At 63.4% G+C, this 23,619-nt stretch carries 16 protein-coding genes and 2 pseudogenes; 15 read left to right on the top strand and 3 right to left on the bottom strand.

All coding sequences use genetic code 11. From position 1 onward, the window contains the following. Positions 1-141 precede the first annotated feature (141 nt). The 11 genes and pseudogenes from CK224_RS05300 to fni all read left to right on the top strand — a co-directional run bounded on the left by CK224_RS05300 (position 142) and on the right by fni (position 13,518). Positions 142-2,244 carry a class I tRNA ligase family protein gene (locus tag CK224_RS05300; protein WP_141245782.1) on the top strand — a complete coding sequence of 701 codons (2,103 nt, stop codon included), beginning with the start codon at positions 142-144 and terminating at the stop codon, positions 2,242-2,244. Between the two features lie 1,167 nt (positions 2,245-3,411). Then, complete coding sequence (locus CK224_RS05305) at positions 3,412-4,614, top strand: cytochrome P450 (RefSeq protein WP_095781039.1); 1,203 nt, start codon at positions 3,412-3,414, stop codon at positions 4,612-4,614. Positions 4,615-4,707: 93 nt separating this feature from the next. Beyond that, positions 4,708-5,997, top strand: coding sequence for a cytochrome P450 (locus CK224_RS05310; protein WP_095781040.1), 1,290 nt, complete (start codon positions 4,708-4,710; stop codon positions 5,995-5,997). Between the two features lies 1 nt (position 5,998). After that, on the top strand, positions 5,999-6,307 hold the full coding sequence (locus CK224_RS05315; RefSeq protein ID WP_095781041.1) for a ferredoxin: 309 nt from the start codon (positions 5,999-6,001) through the stop codon (positions 6,305-6,307). Next, positions 6,294-7,139: an SDR family oxidoreductase gene (locus tag CK224_RS05320; RefSeq protein ID WP_095781042.1), complete on the top strand. Its 846-nt coding sequence runs from the start codon at positions 6,294-6,296 to the stop codon at positions 7,137-7,139. The genes CK224_RS05315 and CK224_RS05320 overlap by 14 nt, the downstream gene beginning before the upstream one ends. Continuing rightward, positions 7,139-8,482: a cytochrome P450 gene (locus tag CK224_RS05325; RefSeq protein WP_095781043.1), complete on the top strand. Its 1,344-nt coding sequence runs from the start codon at positions 7,139-7,141 to the stop codon at positions 8,480-8,482. Before CK224_RS05320 ends, CK224_RS05325 begins: the two co-directional genes overlap by 1 nt. A gap of 136 nt (positions 8,483-8,618) precedes the next feature. Continuing rightward, positions 8,619-9,626: a polyprenyl synthetase family protein gene (locus CK224_RS05330; RefSeq protein ID WP_176477859.1), complete on the top strand. Its 1,008-nt coding sequence runs from the start codon at positions 8,619-8,621 to the stop codon at positions 9,624-9,626. 69 nt (positions 9,627-9,695) lie between these two features. Continuing rightward, a complete protein-coding gene (locus tag CK224_RS31185) occupies positions 9,696-9,938 on the top strand; it encodes a hypothetical protein (RefSeq protein WP_176477860.1) in 243 nt (80 codons plus the stop codon). Then, positions 9,935-11,485: a hypothetical protein gene (locus CK224_RS05340; protein WP_095781045.1), complete on the top strand. Its 1,551-nt coding sequence runs from the start codon at positions 9,935-9,937 to the stop codon at positions 11,483-11,485. Before CK224_RS31185 ends, CK224_RS05340 begins: the two co-directional genes overlap by 4 nt. After that, positions 11,482-12,380: pseudogene (locus CK224_RS05345) on the top strand (hypothetical protein); the annotation flags it as partial. The gene CK224_RS05340 and the pseudogene CK224_RS05345, both read left to right, overlap by 4 nt. Positions 12,381-12,468: 88 nt before the next feature. Beyond that, positions 12,469-13,518: a type 2 isopentenyl-diphosphate Delta-isomerase gene (gene fni / locus CK224_RS05350; protein ID WP_095781046.1), complete on the top strand. Its 1,050-nt coding sequence runs from the start codon at positions 12,469-12,471 to the stop codon at positions 13,516-13,518. Between the two features lie 113 nt (positions 13,519-13,631). Here fni and CK224_RS05355 read toward each other — a convergent pair whose 3' ends face one another. Together CK224_RS05355 and CK224_RS05360 are read right to left on the bottom strand one after the other, a co-directional pair. Beyond that, positions 13,632-14,552 (bottom strand): dihydrodipicolinate synthase family protein, encoded by a 921-nt coding sequence (locus CK224_RS05355; protein ID WP_095781444.1) that lies wholly within the window; start codon positions 14,550-14,552, stop codon positions 13,632-13,634. An 18-nt stretch (positions 14,553-14,570) separates the two neighbouring features. Further along, positions 14,571-15,209 carry a LysE family translocator gene (locus CK224_RS05360; protein ID WP_095781047.1) on the bottom strand — a complete coding sequence of 213 codons (639 nt, stop codon included), beginning with the start codon at positions 15,207-15,209 and terminating at the stop codon, positions 14,571-14,573. A gap of 737 nt (positions 15,210-15,946) precedes the next feature. On the opposite strand from CK224_RS05360, the gene glmS reads away from it, so the two are divergent. Next, a complete protein-coding gene (gene glmS / locus CK224_RS05365; protein ID WP_095781048.1) occupies positions 15,947-17,770 on the top strand; it encodes a glutamine--fructose-6-phosphate transaminase (isomerizing) in 1,824 nt (607 codons plus the stop codon). A gap of 199 nt (positions 17,771-17,969) precedes the next feature. Here the strand turns inward: glmS and CK224_RS31865 are convergent. Further along, positions 17,970-18,243: pseudogene (locus CK224_RS31865) on the bottom strand (coproporphyrinogen III oxidase); the annotation flags it as partial. Between the two features lie 571 nt (positions 18,244-18,814). Between CK224_RS31865 and hemN the strand changes: the two are divergent. The 3 genes from hemN (at position 18,815) to CK224_RS05395 (ending at position 23,555) form a co-directional block, all read left to right on the top strand. Then, positions 18,815-20,140, top strand: a complete 1,326-nt coding sequence (gene hemN, locus CK224_RS05380) for an oxygen-independent coproporphyrinogen III oxidase (protein ID WP_095781049.1) — start codon at positions 18,815-18,817, stop codon at positions 20,138-20,140. 419 nt (positions 20,141-20,559) lie between these two features. Next, positions 20,560-20,949 carry a hypothetical protein gene (locus CK224_RS05385; RefSeq protein WP_095781050.1) on the top strand — a complete coding sequence of 130 codons (390 nt, stop codon included), beginning with the start codon at positions 20,560-20,562 and terminating at the stop codon, positions 20,947-20,949. A gap of 575 nt (positions 20,950-21,524) precedes the next feature. Then, complete coding sequence (locus tag CK224_RS05395; RefSeq protein WP_095781051.1) at positions 21,525-23,555, top strand: conjugal transfer protein TraG; 2,031 nt, start codon at positions 21,525-21,527, stop codon at positions 23,553-23,555. Positions 23,556-23,619: the final 64 nt, after the last annotated feature.

Raw genomic sequence — 23,619 nt, forward strand, 5'->3', positions numbered from 1 at the left:
CTGGAACTTTTTGAGCGCCGCGACAGCGCAGAATGGCACCCGGGCACCGCTTTCGAGGGTTCGATGCTCCAAGTGTCGTTGTTACTCGCTGAACTTCGCTGAGTTGCCCCATTCGGGGGTCTCGCCGAACGGGCTGCGGTGGTGGCGAAGGCGCTGCAAGACCGGCACGTGCTTCAATCTGCTCAAGGTTGCCCGGAGACCTTGCTAGCGGCATGGCTCAACGCGAAATTTGAGAGTGGAAACGAAATGATCTGTCCCCAAGTAATAGATCTAAAAAATGACACACGCCGGGTCCCCATCTCGATCGAAGGGGGCATCGTCATGCATGATCCCTTCCCGGAAGGGGGCGACGTTTCCGTCCGACTGTTGAAGTTCAGTCCAGGCGCGACCACTTGCCGTCACAACCATACGGAAGTCGAATTTTGGACGGTGATCTCTGGCGGCGTTCGAATACATCTAGACGAAAAGACGTTCCTGCTGCTTGGCGGAGAGAGCATTAGGCTAGACCCGCTGAGCAGGCACAGGATTGAGGCTTTGGACAGCGGTGCAGTCATGCAGACGGTGTGGTGGCACAGCCGTGCAGCCTTCGAAGAGGCGACTTCCACGAATGAAGCGATAGGAAAGAGCAGACCGCTGCTGCTGGTGCCCGCAATGCTTACCCCGAATGGGAACATGCATATAGGTCATGCCTCAGGTCCGTTCCTCCACGCGGATGTGTTGCGCCGAATTGCTGAGACCAGCGGCCGAGAGGTTTTCGTGCTGCAGGGCACGCACGGTCACCTTGAGCATATTGCAATTGCGGCCGACGCTGCTGGACTGGAATACTATCAGTTGGCCGAGAAAAACACGGCTGCTTTCCAGGAGACTCTGCATCGGCTCAATGCAGATTCGGATATTTTCCTTGGGACAAAGCCTGACCGCCGCGGCAAGGCGGTCGTTCTCGAGGTCTTCGAGCGACTTTGCAGCAAGGGCCTGATCGCTGAAAGAGAGCATTTGGTCCCGTATGACGTCCAAAGTGGGCGCTTCAAGGTGGACGCCTTCGTCCACGGCAAATGTCCCTATTGCGGCGGCTATTCCTCCGGTCACGAATGCGAGGATTGCGGCGCGCTGGTCCTCGATGCCGAACTCCAGGATCCGGTCGATCTCGACGGGCGCTCGCTGGAACATCGTCCCCTGAAGCGCCTTTTCCTGAACCTCGCTCCATTGCATGACGCACTGGAATCCTTCGCCTCGCGGAACTTCCTGCCCATTTACGCCAAGCTCTATGTCGAGTCCTGGCTGTCCCGGGGGCTTCCGGCAGTCTGCATCTCAAACCCAAACCGGGAGGGAATTCGGATTCCAATCCCTGGATTTGAATGCCAGCGGTTTACCATCACCATGGAACACGTGCCTCGGCACTTGCTCGCCTTAGAAACGATAAGGGAAAAGATCGGATGCCCCGCCTTCTGGTATCAAATCCCACGGGACGAGATGCCGGAGCTGGACATTCTCTTCGGGGCGGACAACGCCTTCGGACGTCTGCTGGTTATTCCCGGGGTACTTTCGGCGCTTGATCTCCATGAGATGCTCCCCCGACGGATTTTCGTCAACCAGATGCTCACGCTTGAGGGGAAGAAGTTCTCAACATCACGAAATCACGCAATCTGGGTGAACGACATCGCTGCGGAAGAAACTGCCGGGCCGCTTCGCTTCTACTTGTGTCGCTGTCGTCCGGACGGTTCTGTCGAGGACTTCTCCATGGGGGCCTACGAGAGCTGGAAACGGGACTTCTGGGACGGACGGCTGTCGAGATCGGTCGCGAAGGCTAACGAGGTCATCGGGCGGGTCGCGACAGACGAGCTCCCGTGTCCTGGCCAGTGGTCAGCCACCGACATTGCGTTCCTCGCGGACTGCAGACGCTTCAACGCGGAAGTGCGGGCGCGGTTCGAAGCGGATTACCCGGACGTACGTCAGCTGACACGCGCAATCGAGGCGTTCGTCGACGCAATTGACCGCTATTCATGTTCAGTGCTGCAAGTTCCGGCTGCGCCGAAGGTGAAGGAGGCGCTTGCCCGGACTGCGGCCCGCGCTGTGACCTTCGCGCTCGTCGGACTCTCTGTCGCGGCATACCCGGTCGTACCTGATTTCGCCATTTCCATCGCAAGGAGTCTGGGGCTGGGCCTTCCCAAGCTCAGCTGGTTCGACCGCGACTGGATGGCCGAGCCAGTCCGTCTCTCTGCAAGCCACGACGTCGGCGGCCGTTGAATAGCCGATCAAAGACTTCGGGCGTTCACCGCAGCCACTTTTCGAGAATCAGCCCAAGGATGCGAGCAAGCCAAGTGCATCGTGGGCTTCGTCTTTGATCAGCCGTTGTCACCGAAACGACGCCGATGTCGTCCGGCTCGGGCGAAGTCTGAAGTGTTGATGGCCTTTCAAAAGCGCGGCTAAACGACGACAAGAGTTGGTTGTGTTGCAAAGTTTTTTCTGTGTCATGAAGGTCGGTCGGGACCGGCCGCTGTCATGCCGCTCAGTACGCCCAGGAACGGAGGCTGACGCGACTCAGAAAGAGGCCTACGGGGTGCGTACGTGGGGTGCTTTTTGCGCTACAGCCGCGCCTCCAGGCGCCCGAAGGCAGCGGACGGTAGATCCGCATCCGAGCGATGGTAGTGGATCAAAAGCTCCGGAAATCTGCGCCGCTGACCATCGAATCCCGGTGGTTCTTCCGCGCCGCCCCACATGATTTGAGCGCCAACATCAGCAATCGCTGGTGCCCTGATGTGCCGGTCAGGCTTCAATGACGGGGAAGTGGGAGGATGGCGCGTTTGCGGGTGTGTCGCCGGTCTGGCGTCTGACGATCGTATACTATCCGACACTGTTCTGTCGCTTTTGTTGGGTCCACGACACCGGTCTTTTTCGCCGAGCTCTTGTCTGGCCACACGCCAATCCGCTGAAAAGCAATCACAACTTTCTTATTTTGCTGGGTCGGCCAAATTGGCACGAGTTTTGAAGCTCCTTCGTTGTGAGCCGGGAGCCGCCGACCGACCTTCATTTCGTGGATGACACCGCGATCGATGGAACGAAGAAAGAAAAACAAATGTCAAATCCGCATCAGATAGCTTTCTATGGCAAGGCCGCCGCGGCAAGACCGCCCCGTACCCAAACAGGCGCCGCCCTTGTCGACCCTTGCGCAGGAAATCTTGATGGCCGGCTGCGGCTCAAAGGCCGGCCCACCACACTCGCTCAATCCTGACTTCAAAGGCGCAGGATAAAGTTCTGCATCTCGCCCCGCGTGGTATGCCTGGAAAGTTATACGTTGGCCAATCTTGATAATCGAGCCGGCTACGCCGCGGAGGACGTCTATATGCCGTCCTACGTCATTCGATCCCCGCAGCGCCTTCCGCCCTTCCATCGCTTAGAGAGTGAAGTGCCACCATGTCCGAACACCCCTTGCCGACACTGCCGATGTGGCGCGTCGATCACATCGAGCCCTCGCCCGAGATGCTGGCGCTACGCGCCAACGGTCCGATCCACCGCGTGCGCTTCCCGTCCGGGCACGAAGGCTGGTGGGTGACAGGCTACGACGAGGCCAAGGCGGCGCTGTCCGACGCGGCGTTCCGGCCCGCGGGAATGCCGCCGGCGTCATTCACCCCGGATTCGGTGATTCTCGGTTCGCCGGGGTGGCTGGTCTCGCACGAGGGGGGCGAGCACGACCGGTTACGCACGATCGTGGCGCCGGCCTTCAGCAACCGCAGGGTGAAGCTGCTCGCGCAGCAGGTCGAGGCGATCGCCGCACAGTTGTTCGAGACGTTAGCTGTCCAGCCCCAGCCCGCCGACCTCAGGCGCCACTTCTCCTTTCCGCTTCCGGCCATGGTCATCAGCGCGCTGATTGGCGTGCTGTATGAGGATCACGCCTTTTTCGCCGGGCTGTCCGACGAGGTGATGACGCACCAGCATGAAAGCGGTCCGCGCAGCGCGTCTCGGCTGGCCTGGGAAGAACTGCGCGCCTACATTCGCGACAGGATGTGGGACAAGCGCCAGGATCCGGGCGACAACCTGCTGACGGATCTGCTCGCGGCGGTCGACCAGGGCAAGGCGACCGAGGAAGAGGCGATCGGCCTGGCGGCGGGCATGCTGGTGGCTGGGCACGAGAGCACCGTCGCGCAGATCGAATTCGGCCTGCTGGCCATGTTCCGCCATCCGAAACAGCGCGAACGCCTGGTCGGCGATCCATCCCTGGTGGACAAGGCGGTGGAGGAAATCCTGCGCATGTACCCGCCGGGCGCGGGCTGGGACGGCATCATGCGCTATCCGAGGACCGACGTGACTATCGCGGGCGTGCATATCCCCGCGGAGAGCAAGGTGCTCGTCGGCCTGCCGGCGACATCGTTCGATCCGCGCCATTTCGACGACCCGGAAATCTTCGATATCGGACGCGACGAAAATCCGCACCTGACGTTCTCGCACGGGCCGCACTACTGCATCGGCATGGCGCTGGCCAGGCTGGAACTCAAGGTGGTCTTCGGTTCGATCTTCCAGCGCTTTCCCGCGCTGCGCCTGGCCGTGGCGCCCGAAGCGCTGAAGTTGCGCAAGGAGATCATCACTGGCGGGTTCGAGGAGTTCCCGGTGCTCTGGTGATTCACGGACGCCGCCGGAACCGCGAGCTTCTACCGCAACTTGCCGGCGCCCCTGGCGCGCGCAGGTCAGATCTCCAGCCAACAGGTAACCAAGATGGACGTGCAAGAAACCATGGCAGCATGCCGGGACGCCTTTGCCGAACTGGCGTCGCCAGCGTGCATCAACGACCCGTTTCCATTCATGCGGTGGTTGCGCGAGCACGATCCGGTGCATCGCGCGGCGTCGGGCCTCTTTCTGTTGAGCCGCCACGCCGACATCTACTGGGTGCTCAAGGCCACGGGCGATGCGTTTCGGGGACCGGCTCCGGGCGAACTGGCGCGCTATTTCCCGCGCGCGGCGACCAGCCTTTCGCTCAGTCTGCTGGCGTCCACGCTAGCGATGAAGGAACCACCGACGCATACGCGTCTGCGCCGGCTGATCTCGCGCGATTTCACCATGCGCGAGATCGACAACCTGCGGCCGAGCATCGCGCGCATCGTCGCAGCGCGCCTGGACGGCATGGCACCCGCGCTGGAGCGCGGGGAGGCGGTGGACCTGCATCGGGAATTCGCGCTGGCCTTGCCCATGCTGGTCTTCGCCGAACTGTTCGGTATGCCCCAAGGCGACATGTTCGAGCTCGCCGCCGGCATCGGCGCCATTCTGGAGGGCCTGAGCCCGCACGCCAGCGATCCCCAGCTGGCCGCAGCGGACGCGGCCAGCGCCAGGGTGCAGGCCTACTTCGGCGACCTCACACAGCGCAAACGCACCGATCCCCGCCACGACATCGTGTCGATGCTGGTCGGCGCACACGACGACGATGCCGACACGCTGTCGGATGCGGAGTTGATCAGCATGCTGTGGGGCATGCTGCTGGGCGGCTTCGCCACCACTGCCGCGACCATCGACCATGCGGTCCTGGCGATGCTGGCGTTTCCCGAACAGCGGCACTGGCTGCAGGGGGACGCCGCGGACGTGAAGGCATTCGTCGAAGAAGTCCTGCGCTGCGATGCGCCCGCCATGTTTAGTTCCATTCCGCGTATCGCTCAGCACGACATCGAACTGCGCGGCGTGGTAATCCCGAAGAACGCGGACGTGCGCGTGCTGATCGCGGCCGGCAATCGCGACCCGGACGCCTTCGCTGATCCCGACCGCTTCGATCCCGCGCGGTTCTACGGCACGAGTCCTGGCATGTCGAGCGACGGGAAGATCATGCTGAGCTTCGGCCACGGCATCCACTTCTGCCTCGGTGCGCAACTGGCCCGGGTGCAGTTGGCCGAGAGCTTGCCGCGGATCCAGGCGCGCTTCCCCACGCTGGCATTGGCCGAGCAGCCGACCCGGGAGCCCTCCGCGTTCCTTAGGACGTTCCGCGCGCTGCCGGTGCGGCTGCAAGCGCAGGGGGGCTGAGATGCGCGTCGTGGTCGACCAGGACCTGTGCGGAACCACCGGGCAGTGTGCGCTGACGCTGCCCGGCACCTTTCGCCAGCGCGAACCGGACGGAGTGGCCGAACTGTGCGTGGCGACGATTCCGCAGGCGCTGCGCGCCGCTGTGCGACTCGCAGCCAGCCAGTGCCCAGTCGCCGCCATTCTGGTCATCGAAAGCGACGCTGGCGATGAGGAGCTCGCCAGCGCCGACCCTGCGCCTTCTCGGGTGGAGGCCGAGCGGCATGCCGCGAAAGACCAACGCAATCCAGGAGGACACGATGGGACGGTTTGAAGGCAAGGTGGCGGTCGTGACCGGCGCCGGGGCCGGCATCGGCAAGGCATGCGCCCTCGCCATCGCGCGCGAGGGCGGCAGAGTGGTGGTGGCCGACATTGATGCCTCGGCGGCCATCGCCTGCACCACGCAGATCGCGGCCGAAGCAGACCACACGCTGGCCCTGGCCATAGACATCGCCGATGCGCAGGCGGTGGTAGCGCTGTTCGAGACGGCGGAGCGGCACTTCGGTGGGGTCGACCTGCTGGTGAACAACGCGAGCGCCATGCATCTGACCCCGCGCGACTGCGCGATCCTCGACCTGGACCTGGCGGTCTGGGATCAGACCATGGCGACCAATCTGCGCGGCACGCTGCTCTGCTGCCAACAGGCCATCCCACTGATGATCGCCCGCGGCGGTGGCGCGATCGTCAACATGTCGTCGTGCCAGGGGCTCAGCGGTGACAACGCGCAGACGTCTTACGCCGCGTCGAAGGCGGCGCTGAACATGTTGTCGGCCTCGCTCGCCACGCAGTACGGTCATGCGCAGATCCGCTGCAACTCCGTTGCGCCGGGTCTCATCATGACCGAGCGTCTCCTCGCCAAGCTGGACGAATGCATGCAACGGCATCTGCGCCGGCACCAGCTGCTGCCGCGTGTCGGCCGCCCCGAGGACGTGGCCGCGCTGGTGGCTTTCCTGCTCTCCGACGATGCTGCATTCATTACCGGGCAGGTCGTGTGCATCGACGGCGGCATGCTGGCGCATGTGCCGACATACGCCGACGGAGGCAACAGCCCCGCCGCGCGGCCTGCCGGCGGCATCGCCAAAGCGGCCGCGGAGCAGCACTGCTGATGGACATGCTGCTCAACCCCCTGGACCGTCGGCGCCGGCTGCGGCATGACATCCCGGTCATGCCCGGCGCTTTCCCGCTGATCGGGCATCTTCCCGCCATCGTCTGCGACCTGCCGCGCCTGCTGCGGCGCGCGGAACGGACGCTGGGCAGCCACTTCTGGCTGGATTTCGGCCCTGCCGGCCACCTGATGACCTGCGTGGATCCGGATGCGTTCGCGCTGCTCCGACACAAGGACGTGTCCTCGGCGCTGATCGAAGAGATCGCGCCCGAATTGCTTGGCGGAACCTTGGTCGCCCAGGACGGCGGCGCGCACCGGCAGGCGCGCGATGCGATCAAGGCGGCGTTCCTGCCGAAGGGGCTGACCCAGGCCGGCATCGGCGACCTGTTCGCGCCCGTCATCCGAGCGCGGGTGCAGGCGTGGCGCGACCGCGGCGACGTAACCATCTTGCGCGAAACCGGCGACCTGATGCTCAAGCTCATCTTCAGCCTCATGGGAATCCCCGCGCGGGACCTGCCGAGATGGCAACGCAAGTACCGGCAACTGCTGCAGTTGATCGTCGCGCCTCCCCTCGATCTGCCCGGACTGCCCTTGCGGCGCGGCCGAGTCGCCCGCGACTGGATCGACGCGCAGTTGCACCAGTTCGTCCGCGACGCGCGCGCGAATGCCGCGCGCACCGGGTTGATCAACGACATGGTGAGCGCCTTCGATCGCAGCGACGATGCGCTCTCCGATGACGTACTGGTCGCCAACATCCGCTTGCTGCTGCTCGCCGGTCACGACACCACCGCCTCGACGATGGCATGGATGGTGATCGAGCTGGCGCGGCAGCCTGTGCTGTGGGACGCCCTCGTCGAGGAAGCGCAACGCGTAGGCGCGGTGCCGACCCGGCACGCGGACCTGGCGCAGTGTCCGGTCGCCGAGGCGCTGTTCCGCGAGACGCTGCGACTGCATCCAGCGACCACGCTCCTGCCGCGTCGCGCGCTGCAGGAATTGCAGCTCGGCCAACGGCGCATTCCCGTGGGCACCCATCTGTGCATCCCGCTGCTGCATTTCTCGACCTCGGCGCTGCTGCACGAGGCGCCTGATCAGTTCCGCCTGGCGCGGTGGCTTGAACGCACGGAGCCGATCCGGCCCGTGGACATGCTGCAGTTCGGTACCGGCCCACACGTCTGCATCGGCTACCACTTGGTATGGCTGGAAATGGTGCAGTTCTGCATCGCGTTGGCGCTGACCATGCACGCGGCCGGGGTGAGGCCGCGGTTGCTGAACGGCGTCGAAAAAGGCCGGCGCTATTACCCGACCGCACATCCATCCATGACAGTCCGCATCCGATTCTCATGAGCTGGTATCGCATGCCCCCTGTGGCGAGGCAGCGGCGCCGGCGACGCGCAGCATTGCTGCACTCGGCGCAAGCGCTCAGCGTCGGCAACACTGCGGCGGCTCGACGCTCGCAGTGGCCGTGTCAGGTACAAGGACTATGAACAACATGCAGCCCGATTCCACGCAACACGACGACCGAGCGGGCGTTTCCGCGCTCGGCGGATTGGGCGCGCAGGCTCGCGGCGCATCCGGCAGGCTGCTGCCGGAAATCTGGATGCAGGATGGCGCAAAGCGGGTCGAACAGGCGCTGGCGCGTCTTCTCTGCTCCGAAGATAACAGTGAGACCGAGCTGATGGCGGCGATGCGCTACGCCACCTTGCACGGCGGGAAGCGCACCCGCGCCTTGCTCTGTGAGGCTGCCGGCGCACTGGCCGACACGCCGGCGCACATGCTCGACGACGTCGGCGCCGCCCTCGAGATGATGCACGCCTGTACCCTGGTCCACGACGACCTGCCCGCGATGGACGACGACGTGCTTCGGCGCGGCCTTCCGACCGTGCACGTCAAGTTCGGCGAAGCCACTGCGATCCTGGTCGGCGATGCGCTGCAGGCGCACGCCTTCCTGACCCTGGCGAGCCTGGATGCGCCGGGCAACAACCGTATAGCGCTCGTGCGCGAACTGGCGCAGGCGGTATCCGCCGAGGGTGCCGCAGGCGGGCAGGCCATGGATCTGTCGCTGGTCGGAAAGCACGTCGAGCTGGACAGGATCGTGGCGATGCACAGGATGAAGAGCGGAGCGCTAGTACGCGCGTCCGTTCGCATGGGCGCGCTATGCGCCATCGCGGAGGATACCGCGCACGCTGCGCTGTACTATGCGCTCGATCGCTACAGCGCCTGTTTCGGCCTCGCGTTGCAGGTGGTCGACGACATTCTCGACGCGACAGCGGATGCCGCGACGCTGGGCAAGACCCCCGGCAAGGACGCGGCGGCGCAGAAGCCGACCTGCGCGTCGATCATGGGGCTGCAGGCAGCGCGCCAGTTCGCGCTGGATCTGTTGCGCGACGCTGGGGAGGCCATCGCCCCGCTGGGGCCGCGTGCGGAACGGTTGGCGCAGATGCTGCAGCGGGCCAAGGCGTATCTGGTCAAGCACGCGCCGTGCGCATGAGCGCGCCCGTCCGGATGGAGTCGCCCCTGTGCCGCTGCGATCGGCCGGCGGCAGTGGTGCATGCTGCCTGTGTCCGAGTCCGCGGCGCCGATCAAGCGGTTTCCCAGCACGGCCGCGGCGCACGGGCGCGCTACGCGCAAGCCTATGCGGTCGACCGGCGCCAGCATCGGGGCGCGTCGCCGCGCCGCAGCAGGCCGGCCGCCCGGCGTTGCACATGCGCCGGGCCGCGACGCGACGGCCTGCAGCGAGGCGCGCGGCGTCTGCCCGATCCTGATTCTCGTCAACCGTCTGCCGAAGGAACATCCCGCGTGAACGCCCTGTCCGAACAGGTCCTTTCCGAACTGCGCCACCTGCTGAGCGAGATGAGCGACGGCGGCGCCGTCGGTCCGTCCGTATACGACACGGCGCGAGCTCTGCATTTCCACGGCAACGTCACCGGTCGGCAGGACGCCTACGCGTGGCTCATCGCGCAGCAACAGGCCGATGGCGGATGGGGAAACGCGGACTTCCCGCTGTTCCGCCATGCGCCCACGTGGGCGGCGTTGCTGGCACTGCAACGTGCCGATCCTATTCCCGGCGCTGCCGACGCAGTCCAGGCTGCAACCCGATTCCTCGAGCGCCAGCCGGATCCCTACGCGGATGCGGTGCCGGAAGACGCGCCGATCGGCGCGGAGCTGATTCTGCCGCAGTTATGCGGCGAGGCTTCATCCCTGCTGGGCGGCGTGGCGTTTCCGCGCCACCAGGCGCTGTTGCCGTTGCGGCAAGCGTGCCTGGTCAAGCTGGGGGCGGTGGCGACGTTGCCGAGCGGCCATCCGTTGCTGCACTCCTGGGAAGGCTGGGGGACGTCGCCGACCACCGCATTCCCGGATGCTGACGGCAGCATCGGCATCAGTCCGGCGGCCACCGCCGCGTGGCGTGCGCAGGCCGTGAGACAAGGGAGCACGCCGCAGGTCGGGCGCGCCGACGCGTATCTGCAAACGGCATCGCGGGCGACGCGCAGCGGCATCGAAGGTGTCGTTCCCAACGTCTGGCCGATCAATGTGTTCGAGCCATGCTGGTCGCTGTATACCCTGCATCTGGCCGGGCTGTTCGCGCACCCCGCGCTCGCTGAGATGGTGCGCGTGATGGTCGCGCAGCTCGAGGCCCGCCTGGGCGTGCGCGGTCTGGGCCCGGCCCTGCAGTTCGCGGCCGATGCGGACGACACCGCCGTTGCGTTGTGCGTCCTGCGCCTTGCAGGCCGCGACCCGGCGGTCGATACGTTGCGCCATTTCGAAATCGGCGAGCTATTCGTGACCTTCCCCGGCGAGCGCAATGCTTCGGTCTCGACCAACATCCATGCCCTTCATGCGTTGCGACTGTCGGGCAAGCCCGCCGCCGGCGCCAGCGCCTACGTCGAGGCCAATCGCAACCCGCACGGTCTATGGGACAACGAAAAATGGCATGTTTCTTGGCTGTATCCCACCGCGCATGCGGTCGCTGCGCTGGCGCAAGGCAACCCCCACTGGCGGGACGAGCGCGCGCTGGCGGCGCTGCTGCAGGCGCAGCGCGACGACGGCGGCTGGGGCGCCGGTCGCGCGTCCACATTCGAGGAAACCGCCTATGCGCTGTTCGCGTTGCACGTGATGGACGGAAGCGAAGAGCCGATAGGGCGCCGACGCATCGCGCAGGCCGTGGCGCGTGCGCTGGAGTGGATGCTCGCCCGCTATACGGCGCATGCATTGCGGCAGGTGCCGCTGTGGATCGGCAAAGAACTGTATTGCCCCACCCGGGTGGTGCGCGTGGCCGAACTCGCCGGGTTGTGGCTGGCGCTTGGTTGGGGGCAGCGCGTGCTGGCCGAGGGAGCAGGAGCGGCGCCATGACCCAGACGGAACGCGCGCTGCAGCAGGTGCTGGAGTGGGGGCGTTCCCTGACCGGGTTCGCCGACGAGCATGCCGTGGAAGCGGTCAGGGGCGGCCAGTACATCCTGCAGCGCATCGACCAGAGCCTGCGCGAAACCAGCGCCCGCACTGGCCGCGATCCGCAGGATGAAACGCTGATCGTGACGTTCTATCGCGAACTGGCGCTGCTGTTTTGGCTCGACGATTGCAATGACCTTGGGCTGATCGCGCCGGAGCAGCTCGCCGCGGTGGAGCAGGCGCTGGGGCAGGGCGTACCGTGCGCGCTCCCCGGATTCGAGGGCTGCGCTGTGCTAAGCGCTTCGCTGGCCGCGCTCGCCTACGATCGTCGCGACTATGCTCAGCTTCTCGACGATACCCGGTGCTACTGCGCGGCGCTGCGCGCCGGAGACGCGCAGGCAGCAGGGGCGGAGCGCTGGTCCTACGCCGAGTACCTGCACAACGGCGTCGTTTCGATCGCCTACAGGAACGTGTTGTGTTGCCTGTCGTTGTTGTGGGGGCTGGACATGGCGACTTTGCGCGCGCGTCCGGCGTTTCGCCAGGTCCTGCGGCTCATCTCCGCGATAGGGCGCCTGCAGAACGATCTGCATGGACGCGACAAGGACAGGTCTGCCGGCGAGGCCGACAACGCGGCGATTCTGCTGCTGCAGCGCTATCCGGCTATGCCTGTGGTGAAGTTCCTCAACGACGAGCTGGCCGGCCATACGCGCATGCTGCACCGAGTGATGGCGGAAGCACGCTTTCCCGCGCCGTGGGGACCGTTGATCGAGGCCATGGCAGCCATCCGCACGCAGTACTACCAGACCTCGGCCAGCCGCTACCGCAGGGACACTGCGGGGGAGGCCAGCGTGGGCCGGCCTGGAGGCGCGGGAGGCGGCGACGTGCGCGCGCTGCCGTCAGTCCGATCCGACGCAACGCCGTCGCCCGATGCGACCGATGGAGCGAGCATGAACGACACCGCCCTGAGCCGGCGCAAGGACGACCATCTTGGCATCGTGCTGGATCGGCGAACGGCGCCGGCCACGGTCGCCGCCGGCTGGGAGTATATCCGTTTCGAACACTGCGCATTGCCCGAGTTGGACCTGACGCAGATCGACCTGCGCGCCTCGCTGCTAAGCAAGACCATGCGCGCGCCGCTGCTGATCAGCTCCATGACCGGCGGCACGCGGCGCGCCGAGGCCATCAACCGGCATCTGAGCGAGGCAGCTCAAGCCTTGGGGATCGCGATGTGCGTCGGTTCGCAGCGCGTGAGCCTGCAATCCCGCAACTCCCAGGGGCTGACGCGCGCGCTGCGGCGCCTAGCCCCAGACATCCCCCTGTTGGCCAATATCGGCGCCGCGCAACTGCGCGAAGCCGACGGCCTAGACTTGGCGCGCCGGGCGGTAGATGCGTTGGAGGCCGATGGACTGATTGTCCATCTCAATCCGCTGCAGGAAGCGGTACAGCCGGAGGGCGACCGCGACTGGCGCGGCGTCCTGGCGCAGATCGCTCGTGCCGCGCGCAGCGTGGGCGTGCCGATCGTGGCCAAGGAAGTGGGGTCGGGCCTGTCCGCCTCGGTGGCCTCTGCGCTCGTCGAGGCGGGCGTGGCGGTGATCGATGTCGCCGGCGCCGGCGGCACCAGTTGGGCCGCGGTGGAGGGCGAGCGGGCCCGCGATGCCGCGGACCGTGCAGTGGCGATGGCGTTCACCGACTGGGGGATTCCGACCCCGGCCGGCGTGCAGGCGGTACGTCGGGCGCTGCCAACGGTGAAGTTGATCGCGTCGGGCGGTATCCGAGACGGCGGCGACGTGGCCAAGGCCATCCGCCTGGGCGCGGACTTCGCCGGCCAGGCGGCCGGCGTGCTGCCCGCGGCGGCGGTGTCCACCGAGGCGGTTGTCGCGCATTTCGAGATCGTCATCCGCCAGCTGGCAGTCGCCTGCTTCTGCACCGGCTCGGCTGATCTGGCGGCGTTGCGTCAGGCGCGCTTGTTGCCCTCGGCGCATCTGCCCGCCGGTTAATGCCGGCGTAGTCCGCACGTGGTCAAAGGCGGTGTTGAGCAGCGATCCAATTCTGCGCCGCTTGGCTTCCATCTCGAACGGTGCGTGGAACGCCAGCGCGCCGGCTGCCTAATCTAGCAGTTGCACTGGCATGCTGTGTGCTCGGCTCTCTCTAGCTTCTCCAGTGCCTGCCTAATGTCATCTCCGGCGTTGTCCGGCAACGGCAAAATAGGGCGCGGTGGCTCGACGTGCGCCAGACCGAGGTATTCAGCGATGACGAACATAACGCGGAAGCTGCCGTAGTGCTTGAACAAGGTCCAGAGCGGCTCGAAAGCGCGGTTCAACCGAGTGGACTCCGCCGCGTCGCCGGACTGCGCCGCACGCGTCAGCGCAAGCGCCGGGACCGCCAGCAGACCTGCCGCAACGCTGTACCAGGTGTCACATCCGGCGAGCAGAGCATCCGCCGCGCCCCAATCGCCGCTGTATCCGATTGTGAACGTGTCAGGTGTCATCGACCGCAAGCGTGCCAGTTCTCCCGTGTAATCCTCATTCGCTGCCAGAGGCATTTTCACGGCGACGATGTTGGACACCTCTGACAGCCGGGCGATCAATGCGTCGCTGAATGTGAAGCGCGTGGTGCTTGGATTGTTGTATATGCACAAAGGCAGTTCCCCCGCCTCGGCAACCGCGACGAAGTGCTGGAAGACTTCATCCTCATTCAGGGGAACGTAGGACATGGGTGCCAGGAGCAGGCCGTCAGCGCCAGCGGATTTTGCATCGCGCGCCAGAGCCTGAGCTTCGTCGGTACGCAATGCACCCACCCCCACGACAAGAGGCGTTTTGCCGCCGATGCATTCCACGGCAGCCTGAACGGCACGCTTGCGCTCTTCCCTCGTGAGGTAAGCATAACCGCCCGTGCTCCCCAAAAGGCCGATGGAGTCTGCTCCCGCTCGTTGAATACGCTCGAGAAAACGAGCCAATGCCTCGGTGTCGACATGCCCTTTCGCATCGGTTGGCGTGAGGGGGAACGCCGACAAGCCGCGAAACAAAGTCATCATCCATTCCTTTCGAAACTACATAGGGGAAAGCAGCATGCGCAGCCCGGCGAACACGAAGAACATTGCCAGCAGACTTTCGATCCAACGGCGACAGCGGCGATACAGAGCCACCATCGGCGGTGTGGAGAAGACAATGGCGTAGCCGCAGAATATCGTGACACTTAGGACGGCGCAGCCACCCAATATGGCCGCCATGGTCTGCCACGACGAATTCGGGCCGATCCCCAGTGTGACGAGCGCGATCCATGCGAGCACGGATTTTGGGTTCGCCAAATGCATCAAGAGGCCCCTTCCATAGAGCTCACCCCGTGAAAAAGCGACTTCGTCGGTCGACGCGCGCACCGCCAGCTTCTCGTTCGACGTAAGCGCCGACCGTCCCGCCCTGAAGGCGAGGAATAGCAAGTAAAGGCCCCCGAAAACCTGCAGGACGAGCAGTGCCTGGGCGTACCTGGCCAAGAGGGCGGAGATGCCGGTCGAGGCCATAAAACCCCAGAAGATCGAGCCGCTGACGACGCCAGAGGCGAGTATGAGCGCGGCACCCCTGCCGCGCGACATGGCAACCCCCATGATGCGCATGTTGCTCGGGCCGGGGCTCCCTGCGGCAATGACATATGCAGCAAAGACGATGAGCAACTGATGGAGATCGACATTCATTCTCTCAGCCCTTGATAATCTCGATCGGATCGATCGCACTGGATTGCCACGGCCATTGATCCGTCGACCGGAAAGGTCATCCGGGGGCTATGGCAATTTCTTGGCTCGCAATTCTGCTTCGAGGCATTCAATCTTCCGACCAGGGCATTCGTCGCCTCCGCCAATGCGTCGTCCCGCACGGTCTCCAACGCAGGTGACGCAAATGTCGTCGCGCCATTGTTGACTGCCACTCCGTTCATCATTGTGTCGAGCGTTCCACTCGCGTCAGAAGTGGCATCGACGTGGACGCTCACGGCTCTAAATCCCGATGCAATATTCTCAATTCGACGTCGATGATGGGACCCTCAAACATCCAGGCAACTCCATCACCAAGAACGGCGCGACCGGTCCCGATCGCTTCCCTGACTGCAGCCAATATTGCAGTTCACTGGTTCATTAAACTGCCACTTTCTGAGATTTTCAGCGGTCCAGTATAGGCGGATTCTCGCAGTACGGGAGCGACGCGTCGAATTTAGCAATCCCTGCTCAAGAAGGCACAGCCGCAAGAGCGGTCGCAGGTTGAACAGCGCCATCACCCGCAGCGGCCGGGGTTTATTCATCCATAGCGTGGATGATAGCTATCCTAAAAATCAATTTTACTGATCTTACTGGATTTCATTAGAAGATTCTAACTGAGCGCGCCGGGCGCGTGTTCGTCCTCGTCTGCGTCGGCTGCCGGGAAGAATTCGGAGAAGAAAATGTGCGGGATTGTTGGCATCGTTGGGCAACAGCCGGTGTCGGAGCGCCTGGTCGACGCGTTGAAGCGTCTTGAATACCGCGGCTATGATTCGGCCGGCATTGCGACGATCACCGAGGGCACCTTGCACCGCCGGCGCGCCGAGGGCAAGCTCGTCAATCTCGAGACGAGACTGAAGGAAGAGCCACTGAGTGGCACCATCGGCATCGCCCACACCCGCTGGGCAACCCATGGGCCACCGACGGAACGCAATGCACACCCGCACTTCACGGACGGTGTGGCCGTCGTCCATAACGGCATCATCGAGAATTTCGCCGAACTGAAGGACGAATTGGCGGCGACGGGAACCGAGTTCCAAACCGACACCGACACTGAGGTCCTTGCGCATCTCTTGGCAGGACACCGCCGGGCGGGCATGGGGCGCGGTGAGGCGGTGCATGCCATGCTGAAAAGCGTCAGGGGTGCCTACGCGCTTGCCATCCTCTTTGAAGATGATCCGTCGACCATCATTGCGGCGCGCAATGGACCCCCGCTGGCGATCGGTCATGGCGACGGCGAGATGTTCCTGGGTTCCGACGCGATCGCGCTTGCTCCATTCACGAATCAAATCACCTATCTCGTCGACGGCGACTGGGCCGTTGTCAGCAGGACGGGCGCCGACATCTTTGATAACGACGGCCTCCCCGTCGCGCGTCCGCGCCAGACCTCCATGGCTGCGGCCACTCTGGCCAACAAGGGCAACCATCGCCACTTCATGGAGAAGGAAATTCTCGAGCAGCCCGAGGTCATCGCCGATGCGCTCGGTCAGTATACCAATCTCATAGAAAATGGCGCCGATGCGGTATTTGGCATCGACTTCGCCAGGATCCCGAGCTTGGCGATCTCTGCCTGCGGCACCGCGTATCTCGCGGGACTGATCGGAAAATACTGGTTCGAGCGCTATGCGCGCCTGCCCGTCGAAATAGATGTTGCATCCGAATTCCGCTATCGCGAGATCCCGCTGTCGCCGCAGTCTGCGGCTCTTTTCATTTCACAGTCGGGCGAAACCGCCGATACGCTGGCATCGCTGAGGTACTGCAAGCAGCTTGGGCTGAAAATTGGCGCCGTCGTGAATGCGCGCGAATCAACCATCGCTCGGGAGGCCGATGTGGTCTTCCCGATCCTTGCCGGCCCGGAGATCGGTGTCGCCTCCACCAAGGCCTTCACCTGCCAGCTTGCCGTACTTGCAGCACTCGCCATCCACGCAGCCAAGGTCCGCGGGACCGTGACCGAAGATGAGGCGCAGGCGTTCGTCGGGAGCCTCACGGAAATGCCGCGCCTCATGAGGCAGGTGCTGAACCGCATCCAGCCGGAGATTGAGCTTCTGTCGCGCGAACTGTCAAAGTGTCATCATGTCCTGTACCTCGGCCGCGGCACAAATTTCCCACTGGCGATGGAAGGTGCGCTGAAGCTCAAGGAGATTTCCTACATCCACGCCGAGGGCTATGCGGCAGGTGAATTGAAGCACGGTCCTATTGCATTGATAGACTCGAACATGCCAGTGATCGTCATCGCGCCACATGATCGCTTTTTCGACAAGACCCTCTCCAACATGCAGGAAGTGGCAGCCCGCGGAGGGCGCATTATCCTCATCACCGATGGCAAAGGGGCAGCCGCATCGAAACTCGATACGATGCACACGATCGTGCTGCCGGCCACCGACGAGATTGTCGCGCCGATGATCTTCTCGCTGCCGATACAGCTTCTTGCCTATCACACGGCAGTCTGCGTGGGCACAGATCTCGACCAGCCACGCAACCTGGCGAAATCAGTCACCGTCGAATGATTGGGAAGCTTTCATACGTCGCAACGCTCGCACCATTGGGAAAACTCCAAGCCCTTCAACCGGCGCAAGCGCGCACCGCTTTGGTGGAGCATGCCGGTTAGCAACGACTGGTTATCCCTTTGGCCGCCCCTCACGCTGCTTGACTGTGCCTACGGGCAAACCCGGTCGAGGAGCATCGAATACGCAGCAATGGCGCTAATCACCGATGCTCCTGCCGCACGCGGATAAAACCCTCCGATGTCCAATATCCCGTCCTCGGGCCAGGATCGCCGAGCGTTTAGCTGAACTAAGAAAACGGATCGGATCAAACCCGTGGGCGGCACAGATTGCCGGCACGTCAGCGGCTCGATGATTGCGGCTCGCGCGTGGTCTTCGTCGGTGAGACGGTAGCCCTTTGACTTTGCCAGGCGGCCAGCTGCGATGTGCCGGCTGTAGGCATCCCGTGTAACCTCGTTCTGGGCGTAACGCTCGCCGGTACCCCCGGCCAGTCGCAAGAGGATCGGGCGATGATCGGACGCTTCCAGGAACCGCTCGAAGATTCGGTCGAGCGGACGACCATTAACCGCCGCACAGCACGAGATTGGGCGAGATAGAGAGATGGTCGAACGACTTGAAGGGCGCCTTGACCGACGTGGTCTGCTTGTCCGAAGCATCCCGCGCGGCGAGCGCGGTCAGGCCGGCGGCGGTCAGGCGTCGAGGTCTCCGGACGCCAAGGTTGCATTGGAGTCGCCGCCGATCCGGTCGATATCGAAGCTGGGATTACTGGCCGAGCCCGCATCCGACTAGTCGGATGCGGCATGCCGCCTTCCAGCAGCATCTCCTCGCCCAGGCGGACGCTGAAAGGGAAGGGGATAAGATAGTAGCCCCAAACGGTGTGCGCGATACTCTCGACGGGAAACCCATGGCGCTTGTCGCTGATTAGCGCGTCCTCCATCGCTGTCCAGCGCTGCGAAACAGACCGAAAGCGGAACGGCCTGATATAGCGCAAAGACTCAGGAGAGCGCAGCGGTAAGGATGAAAGGCATCAACATGGGACGGTAACTATTGCAGACCACAAAAGATCGCGAGGCCCGCCTGCCTTGGTACACCATCTATCCGACTGTCTCGGAGTTCTCTGGGGCGGTCGGCGCCGAGGCTTATGAGGAATGGCTCAGGAACCTACCGGCTGACGATCCCGCGTCACTCTACTTGCACGTTCCGTTCTGCCGATCAAAGTGCTGGTTTTGCGGCTTTCCCACCGCCATCACTCGCCATGATGCGCCGATCTTCGATTATCTGGCGGCGCTGCGTGACGAGATACGTTTGGTCTCGGAGCACGCGCCGCAGGCGCTGCCCGTCAGCGATGTGCATTTTGGCGGCGGAACGCCAACTCTCATGGGGCCAGTAGAGTTCCTCGCCCTGATGGAGTTCCTGCGCCGCCATTTCGCGCTCGCGAAAACGGCTACGATCGCCGTCGAGATCGACCCACGCACGTTCACGGCCCAGATGGCCGAAGCCTTGGAAGCAGCAGGCGTGAACCGCGCGAGCCTCGGCGTGCAGAGCTTCGATCCCATTGTTCAAAAAGCGATTAACCGGGTCCGAAGTGAGGCGCAAACGGCGGCTGCCGTCGAAATGCTGCGTCGGCATGGAGTGGGAAGCATCAACTTCGACCTCATCTTTGGTCTTCCGCATCAAACGGTGCAATCTTGCGTCGAGACCACGAGAGCGGCGGTCGCCATGCGCCCCAACCGGCTTGCGGCGTTCGGCTACTCGCACATTCCGTCCTTTATTAAGAATCAGCGCCTCATCGAGGAGGCATCTCTTCCAGGCAGCGCTGCCCGCGCCGAACAGGATGCGGCCATTGCTGTTACGCTGATTGCCGCCGGCTACCGAGAGATCGGGCTCGACCATTTCGCCTTGCCGGACGACGATCTCGCCCTGGCACAGAAAACCGGTCGCCTGCGGCGCAACTCGCTGGGTTACTCGGCCGACACCTGCAAAAGCGTGATCGGTTTCGGGGCGTCGGCTATCGGGCGTGTCGGCGAGGGTTACGTCCAGAACGAGGTAACACGGGATTCCTACAGCCGGCACATCGCAGCTGGCCGTCTGGCGACGTCAAAGGGTTACCGTCTTACCGACGAAGACCGCGCGCGAGCCGCAATCATCGAGCGACTAATGTGCGATCTCGAGGCCGATGTGCCGGCAATCTGTGCCGCCCACGGGTCTGATCCGATCCATTTTCTCGAATCAGCTGAACGCTTGGCGATGCTTACCAAGGACGGAATTGTGGACTGCGAAAAGGGTTTTGTCCGCGTATCGCGGCAACATCGCTTTGCGATTCGCTCTGTTGCTGCCGCATTCGATGCTTTTCTCGACCGGGTTGCCCCGTGAGTCAACCACCGAGTGTGAGGGAGGCCAAGGCGCCGAAGCGAAAGTCGACGCACATGCGGTTTGCCTTCTTGTAGGTCAGGGTTTCTTAGCCGTCGCCGGCGTAGCGGGCCTCAGCGGCTTCCCGCCCTCGAAGAAGGCCACGGTGAGGGCCCAAGGAGCCTCGAGATCTGCGTCCGATTAGCGGACGGCTGCACAGGCGACGCGCAGATTGGCGAAGCGGCGGGGAAGCAAAAGTTTCTCAAGAGTGGTGCAGAAGCCCGGCCTCGTTAACGCCCGCGAGCACCCCTCAGGAGCGGCAGCCAAGGAGCAGCCGTCGGTCGGCGGTCGACTAAAACGATCGGTCGTGTGGAGTTGGCCGACACCTGTGAACAAGCCGTGTGCGACATTGCAATAATCCATCTAGTGGCTCAACTGCCCACATGGCCGTGAATGAACTGGATTTGTTTGTTTTCCAAATGGCAGTGGAAAGCGTCCGCTCACTCTGCTTGAGCTTCAATGACAAAGTGGCGGAAATAGCAGCGAGGAGCCGCGGAACCCTGCTTTTCGACGTGCGGGTCGACGATGACGCCGACATCCAGCGGATCGCAGCCATCCGATATCGAAACGACAAAATGGGTGTGGTGGCGTTGGACAGACAAGGCCTTGTTAGCCGCTACTGCGTCGTAAATGGTACCTTTTCCCGCTTCATTGTGCCGTTGGAAATTTGGACCAGCATGCCGGTGTCAATGCAGGCCAAAATCGATGTCACTCACCTTGCTAGCCTGTTCCTAGGGGCGTTGCGAAATGCGGGTCATATGCTTGGCAACTAGCGCTTGGCGGAACGCATCTGTGGATTTTTTACATCCGCCTGGGCGTTTGAACCGGTGGCCCATCGAGATTCTGCAGCGCGCGGATTTGCCGTGGCCGGGGATTGATAGCTGCCTCTGCCCGATAGCATCGCCGGCGAAGCTTGCCACACAATGAATGTCGCCAATTCGGCGTCCGAGAAGACCGCCCAAGATATCCTCAGCGCCCAATATGTCCCAGCTCGCCTGAGAAATTCCCATGGCGGCCAGGCCCATCTCGCGATCCGATCTCGATAGTCTTGTTGTACCTCAGATCGGACTCGATGTTCAGGATTTCCTCAGCGGCTTGCCCGCACGCTACCGCCAGCTCCCCGACCAAATATCCGACGTGCTCACGAAAAGCACGAACGATACGGGCCCCCTCCGACACAGCAGTCAAGACTTGCTCGGGAATGCGCGAAAATGGATACACACCTTGAAGGAGAGCAACGGCGCGCCAAACAGCCTCTCATCGCACCAAGTCGTACATAGGGTGCATTCCTGTTCCGGCCGCCCCGGGCGATGCTCGATCCACCTCTCCAGAACAGCGGAGCAATCCAGTGTCGCCCACAAAGCTTCTGATTGGGCAGATCGCCATTGTGTTCGCCATCGTTCTCCTCGGCGTGTGGGCTGCCACGCAATGGTGCGCTCATATGCTGGCCTTTCAGGAACAACTCGGCGCGCCATGGTTTGTCGCGGCTGGCTGGCCGATCTACGAGCCGTGGAAACTGTTGGAATGGTGGTTCCAATTCGATGCCTATGCGCCCGAGGTATTCGACAAGGCCGGCATGCTTGCGGGCACCAGTGGATTGATGGGCTTTGCCGCTGCGATCGCTGGTTCCCTCTGGCGCGCGCGCCAGCGTGGGTTGGTCACTACCTATGGCTCCTCTCGATGGGCGGCGACGCGGGAGATCGAGAAAGCAGGGCTGTTTCAGCCGGCAGGCGTCTTCCTTGGCAAACTGAAGGATCGGTATCTGCGTCATGACGGGCCGGAGCACGTCATGGCGTTTGCGCCGACACGTTCGGGCAAGGGCGTCGGCCTGGTTGTCCCAACTCTACTCTCCTGGTCCGGCTCGGCCGTCATTCACGACATCAAAGGCGAGAACTGGCAGCTGACCTCCGGCTGGCGATCGAAGTTCTCCTATTGCCTATTGTTCAATCCGACTGATCCGCGATCGGCCCGCTACAACCCGCTCTTGGAAGTGCGCAAAGGTCCGAATGAGGTCCGCGACGTTCAGAACATCGCCGACATCTTGGTCGATCCTGAGGGCGCGCTGGAGCGGCGTAATCATTGGGAGAAGACCAGCCATTCACTCTTGGTCGGCGCCATCCTGCACGTCCTCTATGCCGAGGAGGAAAAGACACTTGCTCAGGTCGCCACATTCTTGTCGGACCCGCAGCGCTCATTTGTTGCAACGCTACAGCGGATGATGACGACCAACCATCTGGGCGCGGCGGAGAGGCCTCAAGTACACCCCGTTGTGGCTTCTGCGGCGCGCGAGGTGCTGAACAAGTCGGAGAACGAGCGTTCAGGCGTCCTCTCGACCGCCATGTCTTTTCTCGGGCTCTACCATGATCCCACCGTGGCTGCGGCCACTTCGTCTTGTGACTGGCGGATTGCCGACCTGATGGATGCCGCGCGACCGACATCGCTCTATCTCGTCGTGCCGCCATCTGACATTTCGCGCACCAAGCCTTTGGTGCGACTGATCCTGAACCAGATCGGCAGGCGGCTCACGGAGCGCCTCGAGGGTGACCCAAAGAAGAGTCGCAAGCATCAACTGCTCATGATGCTGGATGAGTTTCCGGCGCTCGGTCGCCTCGACTTCTTTGAGACCGCGCTCGCCTTTATGGCCGGTTACGGAATTCGTGCCTACTTGATCGCGCAATCGTTGAACCAGATCTCCAAAGCGTATGGCGAGAACAACGCCATTCTGGACAATTGCCATGTGCGAATTGCCTTTTCCTCCAACGATGAGCGCACGGCCAAGCGAATCTCGGACGCGCTTGGCACGGCCACGGAATTGAGATCGATGCGCAACTATGCGGGCCACCGGCTGGCGCCCTGGCTCTCGCATGTCATGGTGAGCCGCCAGGAAACCGCCCGCCCGCTGCTGACACCTGGCGAGGTGATGCAATTGCCGCCCTCGGACGAACTGGTGCTGGTTTCGGGACTGCCCCCCATCCGCGCCAAAAAGCTGCGCTACTACGAGGATCAGAATTTCACCGAACGTGTGCTGCCTGCGCCGGTGCTGCATGACTGTCTTTACGCAGACTGCCCTGCGCCGCGCCAAGACGACTGGACTGGCCAAATACGCGGCGTCGACCGTCGTCTTGCCTCCGGCGACGAAAGCGCTGGCGCCGCGCTTGCGGATGAGGGAGGCGTTCAGCAGCAGCGCCATCCTGGCCTGCCCGAAGAACATACCGCCGTCACCCAGGAACCGGACCAGGACGATCCGACCCGACCCGCGGACGATGATAGCGAGGCGATGGCCGACAAGCGCGTCATGGACCGGATCTCCACCGTCGCGCGTGCCTATGGCATCAACGAGGGAAGGGGCGATGACAAGGATATCGTCCCCGGCTTCTGAACGCCGGCGCGTGGCCGGCGTACTTCAGCGTAGATAACGGCCATAAGCGATTTCGGGGCTTTGC

Source organism: Mesorhizobium sp. WSM3862 (genome assembly GCF_002294985.1).
GTDB lineage: Bacteria > Pseudomonadota > Alphaproteobacteria > Rhizobiales > Rhizobiaceae > Mesorhizobium.